The 24,388-nt window shown below is 54.2% G+C and carries 22 protein-coding genes; all 22 read left to right on the top strand.

Going from position 1 to position 24,388, the window contains the following annotated elements:
* Positions 1–1,389 (top strand): ATPase RavA (gene ravA / locus NQH49_RS00005; RefSeq protein WP_256699404.1); only part of this gene is annotated, 1,389 nt, incomplete at its 5' end.
* Positions 1,386–2,846, top strand: coding sequence for an ATPase RavA stimulator ViaA (gene viaA / locus NQH49_RS00010; RefSeq protein ID WP_154156963.1), 1,461 nt, complete (start codon positions 1,386–1,388; stop codon positions 2,844–2,846). The genes ravA and viaA, both read left to right, overlap by 4 nt.
* A gap of 67 nt (positions 2,847–2,913) precedes the next feature.
* On the top strand, positions 2,914–5,040 hold the full coding sequence (gene ovoA, locus NQH49_RS00015) for a 5-histidylcysteine sulfoxide synthase (protein WP_256697884.1): 2,127 nt from the start codon (positions 2,914–2,916) through the stop codon (positions 5,038–5,040).
* A 106-nt stretch (positions 5,041–5,146) separates the two neighbouring features.
* A complete protein-coding gene (gene asnC, locus NQH49_RS00020; RefSeq protein WP_008106733.1) occupies positions 5,147–5,608 on the top strand; it encodes a transcriptional regulator AsnC in 462 nt (153 codons plus the stop codon).
* A 154-nt stretch (positions 5,609–5,762) separates the two neighbouring features.
* Positions 5,763–6,203 carry an FMN-binding protein MioC gene (mioC, locus tag NQH49_RS00025; RefSeq protein WP_064738315.1) on the top strand — a complete coding sequence of 147 codons (441 nt, stop codon included), beginning with the start codon at positions 5,763–5,765 and terminating at the stop codon, positions 6,201–6,203.
* Positions 6,204–6,645: 442 nt separating this feature from the next.
* A complete protein-coding gene (gene mnmG, locus NQH49_RS00030; protein WP_176973320.1) occupies positions 6,646–8,535 on the top strand; it encodes a tRNA uridine-5-carboxymethylaminomethyl(34) synthesis enzyme MnmG in 1,890 nt (629 codons plus the stop codon).
* A 47-nt stretch (positions 8,536–8,582) separates the two neighbouring features.
* A complete protein-coding gene (gene rsmG / locus NQH49_RS00035) occupies positions 8,583–9,200 on the top strand; it encodes a 16S rRNA (guanine(527)-N(7))-methyltransferase RsmG (protein WP_256697885.1) in 618 nt (205 codons plus the stop codon).
* 713 nt (positions 9,201–9,913) lie between these two features.
* Positions 9,914–10,294 (top strand): F0F1 ATP synthase subunit I, encoded by a 381-nt coding sequence (gene atpI / locus NQH49_RS00040; protein ID WP_008106725.1) that lies wholly within the window; start codon positions 9,914–9,916, stop codon positions 10,292–10,294.
* An 8-nt stretch (positions 10,295–10,302) separates the two neighbouring features.
* A complete protein-coding gene (atpB, locus tag NQH49_RS00045) occupies positions 10,303–11,121 on the top strand; it encodes a F0F1 ATP synthase subunit A (protein WP_007893608.1) in 819 nt (272 codons plus the stop codon).
* Between the two features lie 49 nt (positions 11,122–11,170).
* Positions 11,171–11,410 carry a F0F1 ATP synthase subunit C gene (atpE, locus tag NQH49_RS00050; RefSeq protein WP_003849523.1) on the top strand — a complete coding sequence of 80 codons (240 nt, stop codon included), beginning with the start codon at positions 11,171–11,173 and terminating at the stop codon, positions 11,408–11,410.
* Positions 11,411–11,517: 107 nt separating this feature from the next.
* Entirely contained in the window at positions 11,518–11,988 is a 471-nt protein-coding gene (atpF, locus tag NQH49_RS00055; RefSeq protein ID WP_007893603.1) for a F0F1 ATP synthase subunit B, read from the top strand.
* Between the two features lie 14 nt (positions 11,989–12,002).
* A complete protein-coding gene (gene atpH, locus NQH49_RS00060; protein ID WP_008106723.1) occupies positions 12,003–12,536 on the top strand; it encodes a F0F1 ATP synthase subunit delta in 534 nt (177 codons plus the stop codon).
* 14 nt (positions 12,537–12,550) lie between these two features.
* Positions 12,551–14,092 (top strand): F0F1 ATP synthase subunit alpha, encoded by a 1,542-nt coding sequence (gene atpA, locus NQH49_RS00065; protein WP_008106721.1) that lies wholly within the window; start codon positions 12,551–12,553, stop codon positions 14,090–14,092.
* Between the two features lie 52 nt (positions 14,093–14,144).
* Entirely contained in the window at positions 14,145–15,011 is an 867-nt protein-coding gene (atpG, locus tag NQH49_RS00070) for a F0F1 ATP synthase subunit gamma (RefSeq protein WP_007893596.1), read from the top strand.
* A 63-nt stretch (positions 15,012–15,074) separates the two neighbouring features.
* Positions 15,075–16,472, top strand: coding sequence for a F0F1 ATP synthase subunit beta (gene atpD, locus NQH49_RS00075; protein WP_008106718.1), 1,398 nt, complete (start codon positions 15,075–15,077; stop codon positions 16,470–16,472).
* A gap of 24 nt (positions 16,473–16,496) precedes the next feature.
* Complete coding sequence (locus NQH49_RS00080; protein WP_008106717.1) at positions 16,497–16,916, top strand: F0F1 ATP synthase subunit epsilon; 420 nt, start codon at positions 16,497–16,499, stop codon at positions 16,914–16,916.
* A 163-nt stretch (positions 16,917–17,079) separates the two neighbouring features.
* Entirely contained in the window at positions 17,080–18,450 is a 1,371-nt protein-coding gene (glmU, locus tag NQH49_RS00085; RefSeq protein WP_256697886.1) for a bifunctional UDP-N-acetylglucosamine diphosphorylase/glucosamine-1-phosphate N-acetyltransferase GlmU, read from the top strand.
* 130 nt (positions 18,451–18,580) lie between these two features.
* A complete protein-coding gene (glmS, locus tag NQH49_RS00090) occupies positions 18,581–20,410 on the top strand; it encodes a glutamine--fructose-6-phosphate transaminase (isomerizing) (RefSeq protein WP_256697887.1) in 1,830 nt (609 codons plus the stop codon).
* Positions 20,411–20,584: 174 nt separating this feature from the next.
* A complete protein-coding gene (pstS, locus tag NQH49_RS00095; protein ID WP_008106709.1) occupies positions 20,585–21,628 on the top strand; it encodes a phosphate ABC transporter substrate-binding protein PstS in 1,044 nt (347 codons plus the stop codon).
* A gap of 89 nt (positions 21,629–21,717) precedes the next feature.
* Entirely contained in the window at positions 21,718–22,680 is a 963-nt protein-coding gene (gene pstC / locus NQH49_RS00100) for a phosphate ABC transporter permease PstC (RefSeq protein ID WP_256697888.1), read from the top strand.
* Positions 22,677–23,564: a phosphate ABC transporter permease PstA gene (gene pstA, locus NQH49_RS00105; protein ID WP_008106705.1), complete on the top strand. Its 888-nt coding sequence runs from the start codon at positions 22,677–22,679 to the stop codon at positions 23,562–23,564. The genes pstC and pstA overlap by 4 nt, the downstream gene beginning before the upstream one ends.
* Positions 23,565–23,607: 43 nt before the next feature.
* Positions 23,608–24,381: a phosphate ABC transporter ATP-binding protein PstB gene (pstB, locus tag NQH49_RS00110; RefSeq protein WP_007893584.1), complete on the top strand. Its 774-nt coding sequence runs from the start codon at positions 23,608–23,610 to the stop codon at positions 24,379–24,381.
* Positions 24,382–24,388 lie beyond the last annotated feature (7 nt).

The following is a 24,388-nucleotide window of genomic DNA, read 5'->3' on the forward strand; positions in this document are numbered from 1 at the left end:
TTAAGTGGCGAAAGCGTGTTTCTGCTCGGGCCGCCAGGCATCGCCAAGAGTCTGATTGCCCGCCGATTAAAATACGCCTTCCAGCACGCCCGCGCTTTTGAATACCTGATGACCCGTTTTTCCACCCCGGAAGAGGTGTTTGGTCCGCTATCGATTCAGGCCCTGAAAGATGAAGGGCGTTATCAGCGTCTGACCAAAGGTTATCTGCCGGATGCTGAAATTGTCTTCCTCGACGAAATCTGGAAAGCCGGCCCGGCGATTCTGAATACCTTGCTGACCGCTATCAACGAACGCCGCTTCCGCAATGGCGACAGCGAAGAAAAAATCCCGATGCGCTTGCTGGTTACCGCTTCCAACGAACTGCCGGAAGCCGATAGCGGACTGGAAGCGCTGTATGACCGCATGTTGATTCGCTTGTGGCTGGATAACGTGCATGAGAAGCAGAACTTCCGCAGCATGCTCACCCACCAGCAGGATGAAAACGACAATCCGGTGGCGGAATCGCTGCGCATCAGCGATGAAGAGTATGAACAGTGGCAGAAAGGCATCAGCCAGGTCAGTTTGCCGGATCACGTGTTTGAACTGATCTATCAGCTACGTCAGCAGTTAGAAACGCTGCCGGATGCGCCGTACATTTCCGATCGTCGCTGGAAGAAAGCCATTCACCTGTTGCAAGCCAGCGCCTTTTACAGCGGTCGCGTGACCATCGCGCCCATCGACTTAGTGCTGCTGAAAGATTGCCTGTGGCATGACGTGGCATCGATGAAACTGCTGGATCGCGAAATCGATACGCTGATGTCGCAACATGCCTGGCAGCAACAGGCTCTGCTGCACAAACTGCAGCAGATCAAAGGCCGCCGTCTGGCGCTGCAACAGCAGCAAAGCGTGGCGCAAGCGCTGACGCTGGAGAAACACAGCGGCATGTTCAGCCGCAAACCGCACTACGAATTACCCGCCGCCATTACCGATGAGCAGCTGACGCTGATGCTGCAACAGCCGTTAATGCTGCACGACATGCAGGTGACGCACATTCTGATTGGCCGTGAAGCACTGGAGCAGTGGCTGCTGAAGGGCGGTGAAATTCGCGGCAAGCTGAACGGCATCGGCTTTGGTCAGACGCTGGATATGCTGGTGGATACGCATCATTGTCTGACGCTGCGCGATGTTAGCCTGCAATCCACGCGTCTGACGCTACCGGGCGCCAGCAGCAGCAGCGAGATGCCGCAGGAGATCGCCGATGAGTATGACGCGCTGGAAACTCAGCTGCGCGCGCAGCGCACCCTGTTCAGCCAGCATCAGCGTTGCCTGTTCATTAGCGATGACTGGCTGGCGCGCATTGAAACCAGCCTGCAGGATGTCGCGGAACAGCTGAAACAGGCGAGAAAATGATCTCACTGGAGACGCTGAGTGCGCTGCTGTCGATTGGCGAAACCGAGTTAATCGAAGAGCTAATTATCGCGCTGCTCGCCTCGCCGCAGCTGGCGCTGTTCTTTGAGAAGTTTCCCCGCCTGAAGCAAGCCATGATGCGCGATCTGCCGCGCTGGCGATCGGAGATCGCCGAGCAGATCAAAGTCACGCCGGTGCCAGAAGCGCTGGCGCAGGAGTTTCAGCTGTTTCAACAGATGCAGCTGCTCAGCACACAACATTTCACCCAGCAGTTACCCAACATCATGACGCAGCTGAAAAGCCTGCCGTCGCCGTTCATCGAAGAAGCCAGCAAACTGCTGCTGAATGCCGAAAGCGACCAGCTCAGCAACGCGCAACACACCTTGTTCCTGCAACGCTGGCGTCTCAGCCTGACGCTGCAAACGCTAACGCTGAATGAAACCATTCTCGAAGAGCAGCGCGAACGCTTGATGGCCGAGCTGCAACAGCGCATGGCGATCAGCGGCCAACTGGCGCCAATCCTCACCGATGATGATGAAGCCGCCGCCGGACGCCTGTGGGATTTGAGCAAAGCGCCGCTGCAGCACGGCGATTATGAACTGATCGTGCAATACGGCGATTTCCTCGCCCAGCAGCCGGAGCTGATGAAGCTGGCGCAGCAGTTGGGTCGCAGCCGCGAAGCTAAATCGGTGCCGTCGCAGGATGCGCCGCTGGAGGAGTTTCACCAGCTGGTACGCGAACCGGATAACGTGCCGGAAGAGGTCAGCGGCATTCATCAAAGCGATGATGTGCTGCGTCTGTTACCGCCTGAATTGGCGGCATTGAGCATCAGCGAGTTAGAGCTGGAGTTTTACCGGCGCTTAGTTGAAAAACGCCTGCTGACTTATCGTCTGCAGGGCGATGCGTGGCATGAAAAAGTCACCATGAGTCCGGTCAGCCACCAGCAGCATGAAGAGCAACCGCGCGGCCCATTTATCGTCTGCGTTGATACGTCCGGTTCGATGGGCGGTTTCAACGAACGCTGCGCCAAAGCCTTTTGCCTGGCGCTGCTGAAAGTGGCGCTGGCGGATAAGCGCCGCTGCTACATCATGCTGTTCGCTCATGAAGTGATCGGCTATGAACTCACCGCCGACAATGGCATTGAGCAGGCAATCCGTTTCCTCAGCCAGCGTTTTCGCGGCGGCACCGATCTCGCTGCCTGCCTTGCGGCGGTGGTGAAACGCATGGAAGGCAGCGCCTGGCAGGAAGCGGATGCGGTGATCGTCTCTGACTTTATTGCCCAACGTTTGCCGGACGACATCGTCAGCACCATTAAACAGCGTCAGCGCCAACATCAACAGCGTTTCCATGCGGTGGCGATGTCCCTGCATGGCAAACCCGGCATCCTGCGCATCTTCGATCACATCTGGCGCTTCGATACCGGCCTGAAAAGCCGTCTGCTGCGCCGCTGGCAGCGCTAATTCATCTGACGGAAATGCTAATTTGCTATATTGATAAGTTCGAGCACATAGCAAACTGGAGCATCTTGTGACGACCGCCCAACTTCCCGTACCAACCCGCACGCTAAAACTTTCCGGCCATAACTCCGAACAAAAACGGGCCGAGCTGCTGGCGTACTTCACCCAAACCTGGGAACTGTATGAAAGCTTGTTTGATTGCCTGGCGGACGAGCGCGCCTGGTTTAACAAAGCCATTTCGTTGCGCCATCCGCTGATCTTCTATTTTGGCCACACCGCGACCTTCTACATTAATAAGCTGATGGCGGGCCGCTATCTCGATCAACGCGTTGACGATCGCATCGAAGCGATGATGGCGATCGGCGTCGATGAGATGAGTTGGGACGATCTCAACGACAGCCATTACGACTGGCCGAGCATCGCAGAGGTGCGCGACTATCGTGGCAAAGTGAAAAGCCTGGTGAGTGAGTTTATTCGCACTATGCCGCTGGAACTGCCAATCGGCTGGGACAGCCCGGCGTGGGTGGTGTTGATGGGCATTGAGCACGAGCGTATTCATCTGGAAACCTCCAGCGTGCTGATGCGCCAGTTGCCGATTGAATGGGTCAAGCCGCAGCCGTACTGGCCGGTTTGTCCGCAGGCGCGTCACGATCGTCAATCGGTACCGGAAAATGCCCTGATCGCGATGCCCGGCGGCCGCGTGCAGCAGGGCAAAACCGACGACACCTATGGCTGGGATAACGAATACGGCAGTCAGCAAACCGAACTCAAGCCGTTTAAGGCCAGTAAGATGCTGGTCAGCAATGCCGAGTTTTATCGCTTCATTGCGGCGGACGGTTATAACAATCGCCGCTGGTGGGATGACGAAGGTTGGGGCTGGCGTGAATTCTCCGGCGCACAGATGCCGACATTCTGGGTCGGTGACGAAAAGCTGCCCGATCAGCTAAAACTGCGCGTGCTGGCCGAAGAAGTGGCGATGCCGTGGGATTGGCCAGCGGAAGTGAATCAACTGGAAGCCGCCGCTTTCTGCCGCTGGCTGGCCGAAGAGACCGGTAAATCTATTCAGCTTCCCTGCGAGGCCGAATGGGCGCTGCTGCGTGAGCAGGTTGGCGGCGATCAGCCTGATTGGATTGAAGCACCGGGCAATATCAATCTGGCGTATTGGGCTTCCTCCAGCCCCGTCGACCGTTTCGCGCAGGGTGAGTTTTACGACATCGTCGGCAACGTTTGGCAGTGGACCACGACGCCAACCAACGGTTTCGAAGGCTTTAAGGTGCATCCGCTGTACGACGACTTCTCGACGCCGACCTTTGATGGCAAACATGCGCTAATCAAAGGTGGCAGCTGGATTTCTACCGGCAACGAAGCGCTGAAATCTGCGCGCTACGCTTTCCGTCGTCACTTCTTCCAGCACGCCGGTTTCCGCTATGTGGTTTCTTCCCATGAAGAGAGCATGGCCCTCAATCCCTATGAAACTGACAGCATGGTGTCGCAGTATCTCGATTTCCAGTACGGGCCGAGCTACTACAACGTGCCTAACTACGCGGCGGCACTGGTGGAAAAACTGCTGCCGCACTGCACTGCGCGCGGTCAGGCGCTGGACATCGGCTGCGCTACCGGGCGTGCCAGCTTTGAACTGGCACGACACTTCGACGCGGTAACCGGCATGGATTACTCGGCGCGTTTTATTGATGTCGCGCTGCAGCTGACCTCCGGTGAGGATTTCCGCTATGTTGTGCCCGAAGAAGGGGATCTGGTGGAGTATCGTCAGGTGCGGCTGAAAGAGTTTGGTCTCGAAGCAGAGCAAGCGCAGCGCATTCAGTTTGTGCAGGGCGATGCCTGTAACCTGAAGCCGCAGCCGGATCGTTACGATCTGGTGCTGGCCTCTAACCTGATTGATCGTCTGCGTCAGCCGAAGCGCTTCCTGCAGGATATTATCCCGATGATCCGTTCCGGCGGTTTGCTGGTGCTGTCATCGCCGTATACCTGGCTGGAAGATTTCACACCAAAAGAGAACTGGCTGGGCGGTGTGCGCGAAAATGGCGAAGCACTGACGACCTATCAGGCGCTGCAGCGTCTGTTGCGTGATGCTTTCGACGAAGTGGCACCGCCGCAGGATGTGCCCTTTGTGATCCGCGAAACGGCGCGCAAATTCCAGCACACGCAGGCGCAAGTGACCTTCTGGCGTAAGCGCTAAAAAGCAGGCAGACAACGGCAAGGCTGTTGTCTGCACCTTGCCTGCACCGCTAATTTGCTGCACATTCTCCTCTATTCATAGAAGAAGAACTCAACGAGGATGGATAATGGCGGAACACCTTCAGCTGGATAACCTGGATCGCGGCATTCTGAATGCGCTGTTACAGAATGCGCGCACCGCCTATGCCGAGCTCGCCAAACAGTTCAACGTCAGCCCCGGCACTATTCATGTGCGGGTGGAGAAGATGCGTCAGGCGGGCATTATTTTAGGCACGCGCGTGGAGATCGATCCGCGTCAGCTCGGCTTCGATGTGTGCTGCTTTATCGGCATTATCCTCAAAAGCGCGCGCGATTATCCGGCGGCGCTGAGCAAACTCGACGCGCTGGATGAAGTGGTGGAAGCTTGGTACACCACCGGCCATTACAGCATCTTTATCAAAGTGATGTGCCGATCGATCGATGCCTTGCAACAGGTATTGATCAACAAGATCCAGACCATCGACGAAATCCAATCCACCGAAACCCTGATCTCACTGCAAAACCCGATCATGCGCACCATTAAGCCGTGATCCCTCTCTAAGCTGTGCACAAACTTATCCCCGGCAGATCGCGCGTATGGCGCGACTTGTCGCCTGATGCTTTCATCTATTAACCCTGTTTTCCACAGGTGGATCACGGCTTGATCACAGCGTACAATGCTCGCCTTTAGTGCGGGAGAGCATCATGGCCGATATTACGTTAATCAGTGGAAGTACCCTTGGCAGCGCCGAATATGTTGCTGAACATCTGGAAGAAAAACTGCAGGAAGCGGGCTTCTCAACCGAGGTGCTGCATGGCCCAGAGCTGGATGAGCTGCAACCGGAAGGCATCTGGCTGATTGTGACCTCCACGCACGGTGCCGGTGAACTGCCTGATAATTTGCTTCCTTTATATGAAGCACTGCAAGAGACAAAACCGGACCTCTCGGGCTTACGTTATGGCGCAGTCGGCATCGGTAATCATGAATACGACCTTTTCTGCGGCGCGATCAAGCTGCTGGAAGAGCAATTGAACCAGTTGGGCGCCAAACGCATTGGCGATCGACTGGAGATCGACGTGCTGGAGCATGAGATCCCGGAAGACGCGGCTGAAGTGTGGGTCGCCACATGGAAAACGCAGATTTAAAACGATCGTCAGTGGCTGGGGATCGGGAAATTACAATGATCCCCAGTTGATTGCGCTGTTTTTTTACTTTAAACACGCGATCGACTGTGGATAACATAGCCTGATTCATGCGTATAACCAGTAGTTATCCAAAGAACAACGGTTGCTTCTATTTTGACCTGTGTATAAGTCGCTATTTTGATCCCAGCTTATACGGATCAGGATCACCGATCATTCACAGCTAATGATCTTCTCTAATCTGCTGTTAAGCCTGCGCTTTTCGAGGTTATCAACAGCAAGGTGCGATCCTAATAGTAGATCTAACAGAGAGATCATATAAAAGACTTAAGATCCTTTCTTTTAAACCTCAGGATCCCGCGACTTTCGCCGCCGACATTATTTCAGTAGAATCCACCGCCCAGGGCAACGATCCCTGTCCGAAACATTAACGAGGACCCACTTCATGTTTTATCCAGATCCTTTTGACGTCATCGTAATCGGTGGTGGTCATGCGGGCACCGAGGCCGCGATGGCCGCAGCCCGAATGGGTCAGCAAACCCTGTTACTCACCCATAACATTGATACGCTTGGACAAATGTCCTGTAACCCGGCGATCGGTGGCATCGGGAAAGGACATCTGGTGAAGGAAGTGGATGCCTTAGGCGGTTTGATGGCCACGGCAATTGACCAGGCAGGTATCCAGTTTAGGATACTAAACGCGAGCAAAGGCCCCGCCGTTCGTGCCACTCGTGCTCAGGCTGACCGTGTACTGTATCGCCAGGCGGTACGCACTGCGCTGGAGAATCAGCCGAACCTGATGATCTTCCAGCAGGCGGTTGACGATCTGATTGTGGAAAACGATCGTGTCGTCGGTGCGGTGACGCAAATGGGCTTGAAGTTCCGCGCCAAAACCGTGGTGCTGACCGTTGGAACCTTCCTTGATGGCAAAATCCACATTGGCCTGGATAACTACAGCGGTGGCCGTGCAGGCGATCCGCCATCAATCCCATTGGCAAAACGCCTGCGTGCACTGCCGCTGCGCGTAAATCGTCTGAAAACCGGTACGCCGCCACGTATCGACGCACGCTCGATTGATTTTTCAGTGCTAACACCGCAGCACGGTGATAATCCGATGCCGGTGTTCTCGTTCATGGGCAAGGTTTCACAGCATCCACAGCAAGTGCCGTGCTGGATCACCTACACCAACGAACAGACGCATGACGTGATCCGCAATAACCTCGATCGCAGCCCGATGTATGCCGGGATCATCGAAGGTATTGGTCCACGTTACTGTCCGTCGATCGAAGACAAAGTGATGCGCTTTGCCGATCGCAACGCGCATCAGATCTTCCTGGAGCCGGAAGGCCTTACCAGCAACGAGATCTACCCGAATGGTATCTCCACCAGCCTGCCGTTTGACGTACAGATGCAGATCGTACGTTCGATGAAAGGACTGGAAAACGCGAAGATCATCCGTCCGGGTTATGCTATTGAGTATGACTTCTTCGATCCACGCGATCTTAAACCGACGCTGGAGAGCAAATTTATCCACGGCCTGTTCTTTGCTGGCCAGATCAACGGCACCACCGGCTACGAAGAAGCGGCAGCGCAAGGTTTGCTGGCTGGTCTGAACGCAGCACGCGCTTCCGCCGACAAAGAAGGCTGGGCGCCACGCCGCGATCAGGCTTATCTCGGTGTGCTGGTTGACGATCTCTGCACGCTTGGCACGAAAGAGCCGTACCGCATGTTTACATCGCGCGCGGAGTACCGCTTGATGCTGCGCGAAGATAACGCCGATCTGCGTTTGACCGAAGCCGGTCGCGAACTCGGTCTGGTTGATGATGCACGCTGGGCGCGCTACAACCAGAAACTGGAAGCGATTGAGCAGGAGCGTCAACGTCTGCGCGATCTGTGGGTGCATCCAAAATCGGATAACGTGGCTGAAGTGAACGCGGTGATCAGCGCGCCGCTTACCAAAGAAGCCAGCGGTGAAGATCTGCTACGTCGTCCAGAGATGACCTATCCGCTGCTGACGTCACTCGCCAGCTACGGTCCGGCACTGCCTGATGAGCAAGCCGCTGAGCAGGTGGAGATTCAGGTGAAATACGAAGGATACATTGCTCGTCAGCAGGAAGAGATTGATCGCCAGCTGCGTAATGAAAACACCTTGTTGCCTGTTGAGCTCGACTATCGTCAGGTGAATGGCTTGTCGAATGAAGTGATCGCCAAACTCAACGATCACAAACCGACGTCCATCGGCCAGGCTTCGCGTATTTCGGGTATCACGCCTGCGGCAATCTCAATTCTACTGATTTACCTGAAAAAACAGGGCCTGCTGCGTAAAAGCGCCTGATAGACTTTGGGGCGAGGCAACTCGCCCCCGTTAATGGAATTCTCGTCGTGATCAACAAACTCTCCTCGCTGCTCAATGCGGCAAACATTTCCCTTACCGATCAACAAAAACAGCAGTTGGTTGGCTATGTTGAGTTGCTGCATAAGTGGAATAAGGCCTATAACCTGACATCGGTGCGCGATCCGCAGCAGATGCTGGTGCGCCATATTCTCGACAGCGTGGTGGTTGAGCCACATTTGCAGGGCGAACGCTTTATTGATGTGGGCACCGGTCCGGGCTTACCGGGTATTCCGCTGGCAATTGTGCGCCCGCAATCGCATTTCACCTTGTTGGATAGCCTTGGCAAACGCGTGCGTTTCCTGCGTCAGGTACAACATGAGTTAGGACTTACTAACGTCACGCCAGTGCAGAGCCGCGTTGAAGAGTTCCCGTCTGAGCCGCCATTTGATGGTGTTATCAGCCGTGCATTTGCGTCACTTGAAGATATGCTGAACTGGTGCCATCATCTGCCGAGCCCTGAAGGTCGCTTTTATGCCCTGAAAGGCGTGCGTCCGGATGATGAAATTGCTGCATTACCCGCAGGCTTTACAGTAGAGAAAATTCAACCGCTGCAGGTACCCGAACTGGATGGTGAACGTCATCTGGTGGTGATAACCCGCCAATAGCCTTTTAAACGGTATGGATTTAAGCCAGTTCATGCCGTTTGCCTTCGTCTTTTCACTGAACGAAAAAGCAGCGATTGAACACTTTTAGGTAAACGCTTTTATTTAGCAGGGCAGGGCGAGCGAGTTAACAACTCCGACGGAAATTATCCGAAAAGCTCTGTTACATTTAACGAACATTTCACATTTCATTATCACTTAGATCACTTTATTGCGTGTATTTACCCAACCAAATAATCACTGGGGAAAATATAACTTTGCAATAAATTGGCGTGCGTAATATCAGTTTTGCGTTTTTATTGCAGCGCATGATGTCAATAGAGTGTTTTTCTCGAAAATCGTAGTGCATCACCTAATAAATAAATTTAATGCACTGATTTATTGATGCTTTAGGCGTATTTGAAATCGTATAAATCTTGTCTGATACAAATTCAGTCAGGCATTCCTTGTTTATTATGTGATCTAAAGCACGCTTTAAAAGCAAGTCGATCGGGCATTTTCAGCATTTAAGTCAGACATTGCCTAAAGACGATGTTTTGAAAAATAGCCCTTCAGAAAGAAATTTAAATAATTGTTCACCTTTTCGCTACTTACCGATTGAAATCGCAGGTGGCGCCCGTATAATTTGCACGGCTTTTGCTGCTTGACTCAAATGAGTAAAGGCAGTCTTATACGACACGCGACATACCCCGTTCGGGGCAGGAGAGTTCAGCGTCATGTCAGTGTCTCTTTACAGTGTGAAATTAGCCCGGGCCGTGCTGATCATTCAGCTGGTGACCTTTGTCATCATCGGTGCGCTCTTTACCCTGAAAGAGGTTACCTGGGGCGCCTCCGCCTTCGCGGGTGGAGTGGCAGCCTGGCTGCCGAACGTGTTGTTTATGTTTTTGGCCTGGCGCCTGCAGGATCAAACGCCTGCGAAAGGACGTGTTGCCTGGAGCTTCGCCCTCGGTGAAGTGTTGAAGGTGTTCACAACCGTCATTTTCCTCGCGGTGGCGTTGGGTGTGTTTGGAGCGGTCTTCTGGCCACTCGCAATCACGTGGTTATCGGTGCTGGTGGTGCAGATCGTCGCTCCGGCTGTAATTAACAACAAAGGGTAAGAGGCATCATGGCTGCTGGAGAAATCTCTACTCCGCAAGAATACATAGGTCACCACCTGAATAACCTTCAGTTGGACCTGCGTACTTTCGAGTTGGTGAATCCGCACGACGCTCCCGCGACGTTCTGGGTATTAAATATCGATTCCATGTTTTTCTCTGTGGTGCTGGGACTGATTTTCCTGGTGTTGTTCCGTAAAGTGGCGAAAAGCGCTACCAGCGGTGTTCCAGGGAAATTACAAGCGGCTATCGAACTGGTTGTCGGCTTCGTTGATAACAACGTGCGCGACATGTACCACGGTAAAAGCAAACTTATCGCCCCGCTGGCTCTGACGATTTTCGTCTGGGTCTTCCTGATGAACTTCATGGATCTGCTGCCTATCGATTTGCTGCCGTTTATCGGCGAGCACTATTTAGGCCTGCCGGCGCTGCGCGTCGTGCCGTCTGCAGACGTGAACATCACGCTGTCTATGGCGCTGGGCGTATTTATTTTGATTCTGTTCTACAGCATCAAAATGAAAGGCATTGGCGGCTTCACCAAAGAGTTGACGCTGCAGCCTTTTAATCACCCGATCTTCATCCCCATTAACCTGATTCTTGAAGGTGTTAGCCTGCTGTCCAAGCCTGTTTCACTGGGTCTGCGACTGTTCGGTAACATGTATGCGGGTGAGTTGATCTTTATCCTGATTGCCGGCTTGCTGCCGTGGTGGTCGCAGTGGTTGTTGAATGTGCCTTGGGCCATTTTCCACATCCTGATCATTTCGCTGCAGGCTTTCATTTTCATGGTCCTCACGATCGTCTATCTGTCGATGGCATCTGAAGAACATTGATTTTTATCTCAACACTTAAGCTTTTAACTGAAACAAACTGGAGACTGTCATGGAAAACCTGAATATGGATCTGCTGTACATGGCTGCCGCTGTGATGATGGGCCTGGCGGCAATCGGTGCTGCGATCGGTATCGGCATCCTCGGAGGTAAATTCCTGGAAGGCGCCGCGCGTCAACCGGATCTGATCCCTCTGCTGCGTACGCAGTTCTTTGTTGTAATGGGTCTGGTGGATGCAATCCCGATGATCGCTGTAGGTCTGGGTCTCTACGTGATGTTTGCTGTCGCTTAAACCTGGTAGCCTTGTTCACTCATGGCACCTGGTGTGATGAGGGACGGATTCTGCCGTTTATCTCTGATAGCGGCAGAGCAAGTTAACTTAATAAGAGGCATTGTGCTGTGAACATTAATGCAACAATCCTCGGCCAGGCCATCGCGTTCATTCTGTTTGTCGCGTTCTGCATGAAGTACGTATGGCCGCCGATTATGGCTGCCATCGAAAAGCGCCAGAAAGAAATTGCTGAAGGCCTTGCTTCTGCTGAGCGCGCGAAGAAAGATTTAGATCTCGCGCAGGCCAATGCGACCGACCAGCTGAAAAAAGCGAAAGAAGACGCTCAGGTCATTATCGAGCAGGCGAACAAACGCCGTGCCCAGATTCTGGACGAAGCGAAAACCGAAGCTGAGACTGAACGTAACCGCATCGTGGCACAGGCGCAGGCAGAAATTGATGCCGAGCGTTCGCGTGCCCGTGAAGAGCTGCGTAAGCAAGTCGCGTTGCTGGCATTAGCTGGCGCCGAGAAAATCATCGAACGTTCCGTGGATGAAGCTGCTAACAGCGACATCGTTGATAAACTGGTCGCTGAACTGTAAGGAGGGAGGGGCTGATGTCTGATCTGATTACTGTAGCTCGCCCCTACGCCAAAGCAGCTTTTGACTTTGCTGTTGAGCATCAAAGCATCGATCGCTGGCAATCAATGCTGGCGTTTGCCGCAGAAGTGGCTCGCAACGAACAGATCGCAGATCTTCTTTCCGGTGCGCTCGCACCGGAAGCTTTGTCTGCTTCTTTCATTGCAGTTTGTGGCGATCAACTTGATGAAAACGCCCAGAACCTGATTAAGGTAATGGCCGAAAACGGACGTTTGACAGCGCTTCCAGCCGTACTGGCTCAGTACATTCAACTGCGTGACGCTTATGAAGCGACAGCCGAAGTTGATGTGATTTCTGCCAGCACGCTGAGTGACAGTCAGCTGACTAAAATCAGCGCCGCGATGGAAAAACGTCTGTCACGTAAAGTTAAGCTGAATTGCAAAATTGATAAGTCTGTAATGGCAGGTGTGGTTATCCGTGCGGGTGACCTGGTCATTGATGGCAGCGTACGCGGCCGTCTTGATCGTCTGGCAGACGTCTTGCAGTCTTAAGGGGACTGGAGCATATGCAACTGAATTCCACCGAAATCAGCGAACTGATCAAGCAGCGCATTGCTCAGTTCAATGTCGTGAGTGAAGCTCACAACGAAGGTACTATTGTTTCTGTAAGTGACGGTATCATCCGCGTACACGGCCTGGCCGATGTGATGCAGGGTGAGATGATTGCCCTGCCGGGCAACCGTTACGCTATCGCACTGAACCTCGAGCGTGACTCGGTTGGTGCAGTAGTGATGGGCCCGTATGCTGACCTCGCGGAAGGCATGAAAGTAAAATGTACGGGTCGTATTTTAGAAGTTCCAGTTGGCCGTGGCCTGCTGGGCCGTGTGGTGAACACCTTGGGTGCACCGATCGACGGTAAAGGCGCAATCGAAAACGACGGCTTCTCGCCTGTTGAAGTGATTGCACCGGGCGTTATCGACCGTCAGTCAGTAGACCAGCCTGTTCAGACCGGTTACAAATCTGTCGATGCGATGATTCCAATCGGCCGTGGCCAGCGTGAGCTGATCATCGGTGACCGTCAGACCGGTAAAACTGCAATGGCAATCGACGCCATCATCAACCAGCGCGATTCAGGCATCAAGTGTGTCTACGTTGCGATTGGCCAGAAAGCGTCAACCATTTCTAACGTAGTTCGCAAACTGGAAGAGCACGGCGCGCTGGCTAACACCATCGTGGTTGTCGCTTCTGCTTCTGAATCTGCAGCACTGCAGTACCTGTCACCGTACGCCGGTTGTGCGATGGGTGAGTACTTCCGTGACCGCGGTGAAGATGCATTGATCGTGTACGATGACCTGTCTAAGCAGGCTGTTGCCTACCGTCAGATTTCTCTGCTGCTGCGCCGTCCACCAGGTCGTGAAGCATTCCCTGGCGACGTGTTCTATCTCCACTCTCGTTTGCTGGAGCGTGCATCACGCGTTAGCGCTGACTACGTTGAGCGCTTCACCAATGGTGAAGTGAAAGGCCAGACCGGTTCTCTGACAGCACTGCCAATCATCGAAACTCAGGCGGGTGACGTTTCTGCGTTCGTTCCGACCAACGTAATCTCGATTACTGATGGTCAGATCTTCCTGGAATCTAACCTGTTCAACTCCGGTATTCGTCCAGCCGTTAACCCGGGTATCTCGGTATCCCGTGTTGGTGGTGCTGCACAGACCAAGATCATCAAGAAACTGTCCGGTGGTATTCGTACCGCGCTGGCACAGTATCGTGAACTGGCTGCGTTCTCTCAGTTCGCTTCCGATCTGGACGATGCAACGCGTAAACAGCTGAGCCACGGTCAGAAAGTGACCGAGCTGCTGAAACAGAAACAGTATGCGCCGATGTCAGTCGCGCAACAGGGTCTGGTGCTGTTTGCTGCTGAGCGCGGCTATCTGAACGATGTTGAACTGGCGAAAGTCGGCAGCTTCGAAGCCGCTCTGCTGGCGTTCGCGGATCGCGATCACGCTGAGCTGATGGCTGAAATCAACCAAGCGGGTAACTTCAATAACGAAATCGAAGAGAAGCTGAAAGGCCTCCTCGAAACGTTTAAAGCAACCCAGTCCTGGTAATGTCTGGCGGCTTGTCTGAAAAGGCAGGCCGCAAGGCTTTGAGGAGAAGCTAATGGCCGGCGCAAAAGAAATACGTAGTAAGATCGGAAGCGTAAAAAATACGCAGAAGATCACCAAAGCGATGGAAATGGTCGCCGCCTCCAAAATGCGTAAAACGCAGGAACGCATGGCGGCCAGCCGTCCGTATGCAGATACCATGCGCAAAGTGATTGGTCACCTTGCTCTGGGTAATCTGGAATACAAGCACCCTTACCTGGATGAGCGTGACGTTAAGCGCGTCGGCTACCTGGTCGTTTCGACTGACCGCGGGCTTTGTGGTGGTTTGAACATTAACCTGTTCAAAAAATTGCTGGCAGATATGAAAGGCTGGGCAGATAAAGGCGTACAGAGCGATCTGGCCGTTATCGGTTCGAAAGGCAATTCATTCTTCGGCTCTGTAGGTGGCAACATCGTGGCACAGGTCACCGGTATGGGCGATAAGCCTGCACTGTCTGATTTGATCGGCCCGGTAAAAGTGATGTTGCAGGCCTATGATGAAGGTCGCATCGACAAGCTGTATATCGTTGCCAACAAGTTTAATAACACCATGTCTCAGACTCCGACCATTACCCAACTGCTGCCGTTACCGCCAGCGGAAGGTGAAGAAGAGATGAAGGCGAAGACCTGGGATTACCTGTACGAACCCGATCCGAAAGCGCTGCTGGATACCCTGCTGCGTCGTTACGTCGAATCGCAGGTTTATCAGGGTGTGGTGGAAAACCTGGCCAGTGAGCAGGCCGCACGTATGGTTGCGATGAAAGCTGCAACCGATAACGGCGGAAACCTGATCAAAGAGCTGCAGTTGGTTTACAACAAAGCTCGTCAGGCCAGCATCACCCAGGAACTTACCGAGATCGTCTCGGGAGCCTCCGCGGTTTAACCAGGCATATATCCTGTCGCGCGAGCGCGGCTGGGTATTTTCGTATTAGGTAGAGGATTCAAGATGGCAGCTGGAAAGATTGTCCAGATTATCGGCGCCGTAGTTGACGTCGAATTCCCTCAGGACGCGGTACCGCAGGTATACAGCGCTCTCGAGGTGAAAAATGGTGATGCTCGTCTGGTGCTGGAAGTTCAGCAGCAGCTGGGTGGTGGCGTGGTTCGTACCATCGCCATGGGTACTTCTGACGGCCTGAAGCGCGGTCTGGAAGTTACTGACCTGAAAAAACCTATCCAGGTTCCGGTTGGTAAAGCAACCCTCGGCCGTATCATGAACGTATTGGGTGAGCCAATCGACATGAAAGGCGACCTGCAGAATGACGACGGCACTGTAGTAGAGGTTTCCTCTATTCACCGTGCAGCACCTTCTTATGAAGATCAGTCTAACTCGCAGGAACTGCTGGAAACCGGCATCAAGGTTATCGACCTGATGTGTCCGTTCGCTAAGGGCGGTAAAGTCGGTTTGTTCGGTGGTGCGGGTGTTGGTAAAACCGTAAACATGATGGAGCTGATCCGTAACATCGCGGCTGAGCACTCAGGTTATTCGGTATTTGCTGGCGTGGGTGAGCGTACTCGTGAGGGTAACGACTTCTACCACGAAATGACTGACTCCAACGTTATCGATAAAGTAGCGCTGGTGTATGGTCAGATGAACGAGCCGCCGGGTAACCGTCTGCGCGTAGCACTGACCGGCTTGACCATGGCGGAAAAATTCCGTGATGAAGGCCGTGACGTTCTGCTGTTCATCGACAACATCTATCGTTACACCCTGGCCGGTACTGAAGTATCAGCACTGCTGGGTCGTATGCCATCTGCGGTAGGCTATCAGCCAACGCTGGCAGAAGAGATGGGTGTGTTGCAGGAGCGTATTACCTCCACGAAGACCGGTTCAATCACCTCTGTACAGGCCGTTTACGTTCCTGCGGATGACTTGACTGACCCGTCACCAGCAACCACCTTTGCTCACTTAGACTCAACCGTTACGCTGAGCCGTCAGATCGCCTCTCTGGGTATCTACCCAGCCGTTGACCCGCTGGATTCAACCAGCCGTCAGCTGGATCCACTGATCGTGGGTCAGGAGCACTATGACGTTGCGCGTGGCGTGCAGTCTCTGCTGCAGCGTTACCAGGAACTGAAAGACATCATCGCCATCCTTGGTATGGACGAGCTGTCTGAAGAAGACAAACTGTTGGTGGCACGTGCGCGTAAGATTCAGCGCTTCCTGTCTCAGCCGTTCTTCGTTGCTGAAGTCTTCACCGGTTCTCCAGGTAAGTACGTGACCCTGAAAGACACCATCCGTGGCTTCAAAGGCATCATGGAAGGCGAATTCGACCACCTGCCAGAGCAGGCGTTCTACATGGTCGGCGCTATCGAAGAAGCCGTAGAAAAAGCGAAGAAACTGTAATTTAGGTTTCCCAGGAGGAATGGTATGGCTATGACTTATCATCTGGACGTGGTCAGCGCGGAGCAACAAATGTTCTCCGGTCTGGTCGAGCGTATCCAGGTGTCAGGTAGCGAAGGTGAGTTGGGGATTCGTCCTGGCCACGCCCCGCTGCTGACAGCCATCAAGCCTGGTATGATTCACATCGTGAAACAGCACGGCGAAGAGGAGTTTATTTACCTCTCTGGCGGCGTGCTGGAAGTTCAGCCTGGCAGCACCACCGTTCTGGCCGACACCGCGATTCGCGGTGAAGACCTTGACGAAGCGCGCGCGCTGGAAGCGAAACGTAAAGCAGAAGAGCACATGAACAGCAGCCACGGCGACGTGGACTATGCTCAGGCTTCTGCGGAACTGGCGAAAGCCATCGCGAAACTGCGTGTCATCGAGCTGACCAAAAAAGCGATGTAATCAGGCTTTATGCGTCACGAAATGCCAGCCCTTTGGGTTGGCATTTTTTTTGCCCAAAATTTGCCGCCTGGCGCTGAGCCCGGCTAATTTCGACCCGAGAAAAATGTAGTAATCTCGGGGTTAAACCTTACACTTTCGACAGTTGAAGAGAATCAGGATAGTTATGTCTACGAACGCGATGAGTGTGGTGATCTTGGCCGCTGGCAAAGGCACCCGAATGTATTCCGACCTGCCCAAAGTTCTGCACACCCTTGCAGGCAAACCGATGGTTCAACACGTGATTGATGCCGCCACCGGTTTGGGCGCCCAGCAGATCCATCTGGTTTATGGCCACGGCGGAGATTTGCTGCAATCGACGTTAGCGCATAACGCACTCAACTGGGTGCTGCAGGCCGAGCAACTCGGTACCGGCCACGCGATGCAGCAGGCCGCCCCTTTCTTTGCCGATGACGAAGATATTCTGATGTTGTACGGCGATGTGCCGCTGATTTCGCAGGCCAGCTTGCAGCGTCTGCGCGATGCAAAACCCGCTGGTGGCATCGGTTTACTCACCGTGGTTCTGGATAACCCAACCGGCTACGGCCGTATTGTGCGTGAAAACGACACGGTGACCGGCATTATCGAGCAGAAAGATGCCTCGCCAGAACAGCTGAAAATTCAGGAAATTAACACCGGCATCCTGATTGCCAACGGCGGCGACCTCAAGCGCTGGCTGGCGCAGCTGAACAACAACAATGCGCAGGGCGAATTCTACATCACCGATATCATCGCCATGGCGCACCATGAAGGCCGCGTGATCAATGCGGTGCATCCGGCGCGCATCAGCGAAACCGACGGCGTTAACAACCGCCTGCAGCTGGCAACGCTTGAGCGTGTCTATCAAAGTGAGCAGGCAGAAAAGCTGCTGCTGGCGGGTGTGATGCTGCGCGATCCGGCGCGTTTCGATCTGCGCGGTTCGCTGCAACACGGCCGCGATGTGGAGATCGACACCAATGTGATCATCGAAGGCAAGGTTACGCTCGGCAACCGCGTCAAAATCGGTGCCGGCTGCATCATCAAAAACAGCGTGATTGCTGACGACTGCGAAATCAGTCCCTATTCGGTGATCGAAGATGCCACCTTAGCCGCCGCCTGTACGGTTGGGCCTTTTGCGCGTCTGCGTCCGGGCAGCGAGCTGGCGGAAGAAGCGCACGTGGGCAACTTCGTAGAGATGAAGAAAGCGACGCTCGGCAAAGGCTCGAAAGCCGGTCATCTCTCTTATCTTGGCGATGCGGAAATTGGCGCGGGGGTGAATATTGGCGCGGGCACCATCACCTGCAATTATGACGGCGCCAACAAATTCAAAACCATCATCGGCGATAACGTGTTTGTCGGCTCCGATACGCAATTGGTAGCACCTGTAACCGTAGCGAGCGGCGCCACTATCGCTGCCGGCACCACGGTGATGAAAGATGTCACCGCGGCGGATCTGGTCTACAACCGTAAAGAGCAGAATCAAAAATCGGGCTGGCAGCGCCCTGTTAAGAAAAAATAAATTTTAAAGGCCGACAACGATCGGCCTGTTTGCAGTGCCATAAAAAAATATCCCCACTCTCTACAAGGCTCGGGGAAATCAGGTCAGATGACAACGCAATGGCCGAAAGCCATGAAGTCAGGAAATTACTATGTGTGGAATTGTTGGTGCAGTAGCGCAGCGTGACATCGCAGAAATTCTGCTGGAAGGTTTGCGTCGTCTTGAATATCGCGGTTATGACTCAGCGGGATTAGCCGTTGTCGATCGTCAGGGCCACATGACGCGCCTGCGTCGTCTGGGCAAAGTGCAGAACCTGGCGGAAGCCGCAGAGCAGCAGCCGCTGATTGGCGGCACCGGTATCGCACACACGCGCTGGGCGACCCACGGTGAGCCGTCGGAGGCCAATGCGCATCCGCACGTTTCTGAGCACATCATCATCGTGCACAACGGCATCATTGAAAACCATGAGCCGCTGCGCGCGCAGTTGCTTGAGCGCGGCTATCACTTTGCCTCAGAAACTGACACCGAAGTGGTGGCGCATCTGGTGCATTGGGAGCAGAAGCAGGGCGGCACGCTGCGTGAAGTGGTGCTACGCGTCATTCCGCAGCTGCGCGGTGCGTATGGCATGGTGATCATGGACAGCCGCGATCCGTCGCTGCTGGTGGCGGCGCGTTCCGGTAGCCCGCTGGTGATTGGCCGTGGCGTGGGTGAAAACTTTATTGCTTCCGATCAGCTGGCACTGCTGCCGGTGACGCGTCGCTTCATCTATCTGGAAGAGGGCGATATTGCCGAGATCACCCGCCGCGAAGTCACCATTATCGATCGTGACGGTAACACGGCTAAGCGCGCCGAAATCGAATCGACCGCGCAATACGATGCCGGCGACAAAGGCATCTATCGTCACTACATGCAGAAAGAGATTTACGAGCAGCCGAACGCGATCAAAAACACCATCACCGGTCGTTTTAATCACGGCGAAGTCGATCTCAGCGAGCTCGGTCCGGATGCTGAAAAGCTGCTGAGCCAGGTCGAGCATATTCAGATCATCGCCTGCGGTACGTCATACAACTCCGGCATGGTGTCGCGCTACTGGTTTGAGTCGCTCGCCAACCTGCCTTGTGATGTGGAAATCGCTTCGGAATTCCGTTATCGCAAATCTGCGGTGCGTAAAAATAGCCTGCTGATCACGCTGTCACAATCGGGTGAAACCGCCGATACGCTGGCGGCACTGCGCCTGTCAAAAGAGCTGGGTTATCTCGGTTCGCTGGCGATCTGTAACGTGGCCGGTTCATCGCTGGTGCGTGAATCCGATTTGGCGCTGATGACTAAAGCCGGTACCGAAATTGGCGTTGCCTCGACCAAAGCTTTCACCACGCAGCTGGCGGTATTGCTGATGCTGGTGGCGAAACTGGGGCGTCTGCACGGCATGAAAGCCGAAATCGAGCACGAAATTGTGCACGCGCTGCAAGCCTTGCCGAGCCGCATCGAACAGATGCTGGCGCAGGACAAAGTGATCGAAAATCTGGCGGAAGGTTTCTCGGATAAACATCATGCGCTGTTCCTTGGCCGTGGCGATCAGTATCCAATCGCTATGGAAGGCGCGCTGAAGCTGAAAGAGATCTCCTACATCCACGCCGAAGCCTATGCGGCGGGCGAGCTGAAGCACGGCCCGCTGGCGCTGATTGATGCCGATATGCCGGTGATCGTGGTCGCGCCGAACAACGAACTGCTGGAGAAGCTGAAATCCAATATTGAAGAGGTACGCGCGCGCGGCGGTTTGCTGTACGTGTTTGCCGATCAGGATGCCGGTTTCAGCGACAGCGATGGCATGAAAATCATCTCTCTGCCGCATGTAGAAGAGGTGATTGCACCGATCTTCTACACCGTGCCGCTACAGCTGCTCTCGTATCATGTGGCGCTGATTAAAGGCACCGACGTTGATCAACCACGTAACCTGGCGAAATCGGTTACCGTTGAATAATCAGTAACAAGAGTGGGCCCGCAATGGGCCCGCTTCATTTCTACATGCTGTCATATAACTGTCATATTTCGTACATTTCACTGTCATCAAACTGTCCTATTTTCCCTCCAGCAGCAATCACTAACTCCTACTAAAAAGGCATTGAGCCTGTTTTTTAAATCCCCTGGAGGGAACATGACACTGATGCGTAGCACCGTAGCCCGAATCCTCGCCGCCACCTTCGCAGTAAGCGCGGTCTCTGCTTTTGCAGCAACCGATCTGACGGGCGCAGGCGGGACATTCCCGGCGCCGGTTTATGCCAAGTGGGCAGCCGAGTACCAGCAAGCCACTGGTAGCAAAATCAACTATCAGGGTATTGGTTCTTCAGGCGGCGTGAAGCAAATCATCGCGAAAACCGTCGATTTCGGTGCGTCTGATGCACCAATGAAAGAAGAAGATCTGCAGAAAAATGGCCTGTTCCAGTTCCCTACCGTGATTGGTGGCGTGGTGCTGGCGGTTAACATCCCAGGTGTGAAATCAGGTGAACTGACTCTCGACGGTAAAACCGTGGGCGACATCTACCTCGGTACCATCAAAAAGTGGAACGACCCGGCGATCACTAAACTGAACCCAGGCGTGAAACTGCCAGATTCCAACATCAACGTGGTTCGCCGCGCTGACGGTTCCGGTACTTCATTCGTCTTCACCAGCTACCTGGCGAAAGTGAACGAAGAGTGGAACAGCAAAATCGGTAAAGGTAACACCGTTAACTGGCCGACCGGTCTGGGCGGTAAAGGTAACGACGGCGTGGCCGCATTTGTACAGCGTCTGCCGGGTTCAATTGGCTATGTGGAATACGCTTACGCCAAGCAGAACAACCTGACCTACACCAAACTGGTTGATGCCGATGGTAAAGCGGTCGCACCAAGCGAAGAGAGCTTTGCGAACGCCGCGAAAGGCGCAGACTGGAGCAAAACCTTTGCTCAGGATCTGACCTTCCAGAAAGGCAACGCAGCATGGCCGATCACCTCAACCACCTTCATCCTGATTTACAAAGATCAGGCGAATGCGGAGAAAGGTAGCGAAGTGCTGAAGTTCTTCGACTGGGCTTACAAAGGTGGCAGCAAAACCGCAACCGACCTGGATTACGCCGCGCTGCCAGAAAGCGTTGCTAACCAGATTCGTGCAGCGTGGAAAGCGAACATCAAAGATAGCTCCGGTAAAGCGCTGTATCAGTAACCGATTTACCTGGCCAGCCGAGACGGTTGGCCAACCCCAATGGGCGGCCTGCGTGCCGCCCTGACATCCTCCTGAGAACAGAGAATTCTATGGCTGCCACTAAGCCGACGTTCAAAGCCCCCGGTAAACAAGGCGACATGATTTTCGGCGCGCTGGTGAAGCTCTCCGCGCTTATCGTGTTGTTATTGATGGGCGGCATTATCGTCTCCCTGATTTTCTCCTCCTGGCCAAGCATCCAAAAATTTGGTTTCTCTTTCCTGTGGAATAAAACCTGGGATGCGCCAAACGAACAATTTGGTGCGCTGGTACCGATTTACGGCACCCTCGTCACCTCGATTATTGCCTTGATCATTGCCGTACCGGTGAGTTTCGGCATCGCGCTGTTCCTGACGGAACTGGCGCCAGGTTGGCTGCGTCGCCCGCTGGGCACCGCCATTGAGCTGCTGGCGGCGATCCCCAGCATCGTTTACGGCATGTGGGGCCTGTTTGTTTTCGCCCCGCTGTTCGCCGAATATTTCCAGACGCCGGTGGGTAACGTGATGTCGACTATCCCGATTGTCGGCACGCTGTTCTCTGGCCCGGCATTTGGTATCGGTATTCTGGCGGCGGGCGTGATTCTCGCCATCATGATCATTCCGTACATCGCCTCGGTGATGCGCGACGTGTTTGAACAAACGCCGGTGATGATGAAAGAGTCGGCTTACGGTATCGGCTGCACCACGTGGGAAGTGATCTGGCGCATCGTGCTGCCGTTCACCAAAAACGGCGTGATTGGCGGCGTGATGCTCGGCCTGGGCCGCGCGTTGGGTGAAACCATGGCGGTGACCTTTATCATCGGTAACACCTACCAGCTCGACAGCGCTTCGCTGTTTATGCCGGGTAACAGCATCACCTCCGCGCTGGCCAACGAATTTGCCGAAGCGGAATCGGGTGTCCACGTCGCGGCACTGATGGAACTGGGTCTGATCCTGTTCGTGATTACCTTTATCGTGCTGGCGATCTCCAAACTGATGATCCTGCGTCTGGCGAAGAGTGAAGGAGCCCGTTCATGACCGCTATTGAAGTTCAGGCTCGCGCTGAGCTGGAAGCCTCGCGCCGCAAAATGCAGGCGTGGCGCAGTACCAAAAACAAAATTGCCCTGACGCTGTCGCTGATGACCATGGCTTTCGGTCTGTTCTGGCTGGTGTGGATTCTGTTCACCACCATTACGCGCGGTGTTGATGGTTTAAGCTGGTCGCTGTTTACCGAATCGACGCCGCCGCCGAATACCGCGGGCGGTGGTTTGGCGAACGCCTTAGTCGGCAGTGGTTTACTGATTTTCTGGTCGACGATCGTCGGAACGCCGCTCGGCATCATGGCCGGGATCTATCTGGCGGAATATGGCCGTAAACACTGGCTGGCGGAAGTGATTCGCTTCATCAACGACATTCTGCTGTCAGCACCGTCGATTGTGGTGGGCCTGTTCGTCTACACCATCGTGGTATCGCAGATGCAGCACTTCTCCGGTTGGGCCGGCGTAGTTGCGCTGGCGCTGCTGCAAATCCCGATCGTGATCCGCACCTCCGAAAACATGCTGCGTCTGGTACCTGACAGCATGCGTGAAGCGGCTTATGCGCTGGGTACGCCGAAGTGGAAGATGATTTCGGCAATCACGCTGAAAGCCTCGGTTTCCGGCATCATCACCGGTGTGCTGTTGGCCGTAGCGCGTATCGCCGGTGAAACTGCACCGTTGCTGTTTACTGCGCTGTCGAACCAGTTCTGGAGCACCGACATGATGCAGCCGATCGCGAACCTACCGGTCACCATCTTTAAATTCGCCATGAGCCCGTTTGCCGAGTGGCAAAGCCTGGCGTGGGCAGGTGTGCTGATTATTACCGTGTGCGTGCTGCTGCTGAACATTGTGGCGCGTGTGGTTTTCGCCAAGGGCAAACACTAATTTCCCGGCGCGGCTTCGGCGGCGCTGCTTATGAGAGACGAGAATGAGTAACGTGACTTCATCAGCCGGTAAAATTCAGGTCCGTAATCTGAACTTCTATTACGGTAAGTTTCACGCGCTGAAAAACATCAACCTGGATATCACCAAAAACCAGGTGACCGCGTTTATCGGCCCATCAGGCTGCGGTAAATCCACTTTGCTGCGCACCTTCAACAAAATGTACTCGCTCTATCCGGAGCAGCGTGCAGAAGGTGACATCCTGCTGGATGGCGATAACATTCTGGCTTCTAATCAGGACATCGCCCTGCTGCGCGCGCGCGTCGGCATGGTGTTCCAGAAGCCGACGCCGTTCCCGATGTCGATTTATGACAACATCGCCTTCGGCGTGCGTCTGTTTGAAAAGCTGTCGCGTGCCGATATGGATGAGCGCGTGCAGTGGGCGCTGACCAAAGCCGCGCTGTGGAATGAAACCAAAGACAAGCTGCATCAGAGCGGTTACAGTCTCTCCGGCGGCCAGCAGCAGCGTCTGTGCATCGCGCGCGGCATCGCCATTCGCCCGGAAGTGTTGTTGCTGGATGAGCCTTGCTCCGCGCTGGATCCGATCTCAACCGGTCGTATCGAAGAACTGATCACCGAACTGAAGCAGGATTACACTGTGGTGATCGTGACCCACAACATGCAGCAGGCCGCGCGTTGTTCTGACCACACCGCTTTCATGTATCTGGGCGAGCTGATTGAGTTCAGCGATACCGATACCTTGTTTACTAAGCCCGCACAGAAGCAGACCGAAGATTACATCACCGGTCGTTACGGCTGATTCAGGA

The organism is Pantoea trifolii, from assembly GCF_024506435.1.
Classification (GTDB): Bacteria; Pseudomonadota; Gammaproteobacteria; order Enterobacterales; family Enterobacteriaceae; genus Pantoea; species Pantoea trifolii.

Excerpts from the sequence above, each read along its gene's own strand:
- viaA (WP_154156963.1), top strand. The coding sequence starts at position 1,386 with ATGATCTCACTGGAGACGCTGAGTGCGCTGCTGTCGATTGGCGAAACC.
- atpA (WP_008106721.1), top strand. The coding sequence starts at position 12,551 with ATGCAACTGAATTCCACCGAAATCAGCGAACTGATCAAGCAGCGCATT.
- atpD (WP_008106718.1), top strand. The coding sequence starts at position 15,075 with ATGGCAGCTGGAAAGATTGTCCAGATTATCGGCGCCGTAGTTGACGTC.
- pstS (WP_008106709.1), top strand. The coding sequence starts at position 20,585 with ATGACACTGATGCGTAGCACCGTAGCCCGAATCCTCGCCGCCACCTTC.
- NQH49_RS00080 (WP_008106717.1), top strand. The coding sequence starts at position 16,497 with ATGGCTATGACTTATCATCTGGACGTGGTCAGCGCGGAGCAACAAATG.
- pstB (WP_007893584.1), top strand. The coding sequence starts at position 23,608 with ATGAGTAACGTGACTTCATCAGCCGGTAAAATTCAGGTCCGTAATCTG.
- mnmG (WP_176973320.1), top strand. The coding sequence starts at position 6,646 with ATGTTTTATCCAGATCCTTTTGACGTCATCGTAATCGGTGGTGGTCAT.
- atpE (WP_003849523.1), top strand. The coding sequence starts at position 11,171 with ATGGAAAACCTGAATATGGATCTGCTGTACATGGCTGCCGCTGTGATG.
- atpG (WP_007893596.1), top strand. The coding sequence starts at position 14,145 with ATGGCCGGCGCAAAAGAAATACGTAGTAAGATCGGAAGCGTAAAAAAT.
- atpB (WP_007893608.1), top strand. The coding sequence starts at position 10,303 with ATGGCTGCTGGAGAAATCTCTACTCCGCAAGAATACATAGGTCACCAC.
- atpH (WP_008106723.1), top strand. The coding sequence starts at position 12,003 with ATGTCTGATCTGATTACTGTAGCTCGCCCCTACGCCAAAGCAGCTTTT.
- asnC (WP_008106733.1), top strand. The coding sequence starts at position 5,147 with ATGGCGGAACACCTTCAGCTGGATAACCTGGATCGCGGCATTCTGAAT.
- glmS (WP_256697887.1), top strand. The coding sequence starts at position 18,581 with ATGTGTGGAATTGTTGGTGCAGTAGCGCAGCGTGACATCGCAGAAATT.
- atpI (WP_008106725.1), top strand. The coding sequence starts at position 9,914 with ATGTCAGTGTCTCTTTACAGTGTGAAATTAGCCCGGGCCGTGCTGATC.
- mioC (WP_064738315.1), top strand. The coding sequence starts at position 5,763 with ATGGCCGATATTACGTTAATCAGTGGAAGTACCCTTGGCAGCGCCGAA.
- glmU (WP_256697886.1), top strand. The coding sequence starts at position 17,080 with ATGTCTACGAACGCGATGAGTGTGGTGATCTTGGCCGCTGGCAAAGGC.
- pstA (WP_008106705.1), top strand. The coding sequence starts at position 22,677 with ATGACCGCTATTGAAGTTCAGGCTCGCGCTGAGCTGGAAGCCTCGCGC.
- pstC (WP_256697888.1), top strand. The coding sequence starts at position 21,718 with ATGGCTGCCACTAAGCCGACGTTCAAAGCCCCCGGTAAACAAGGCGAC.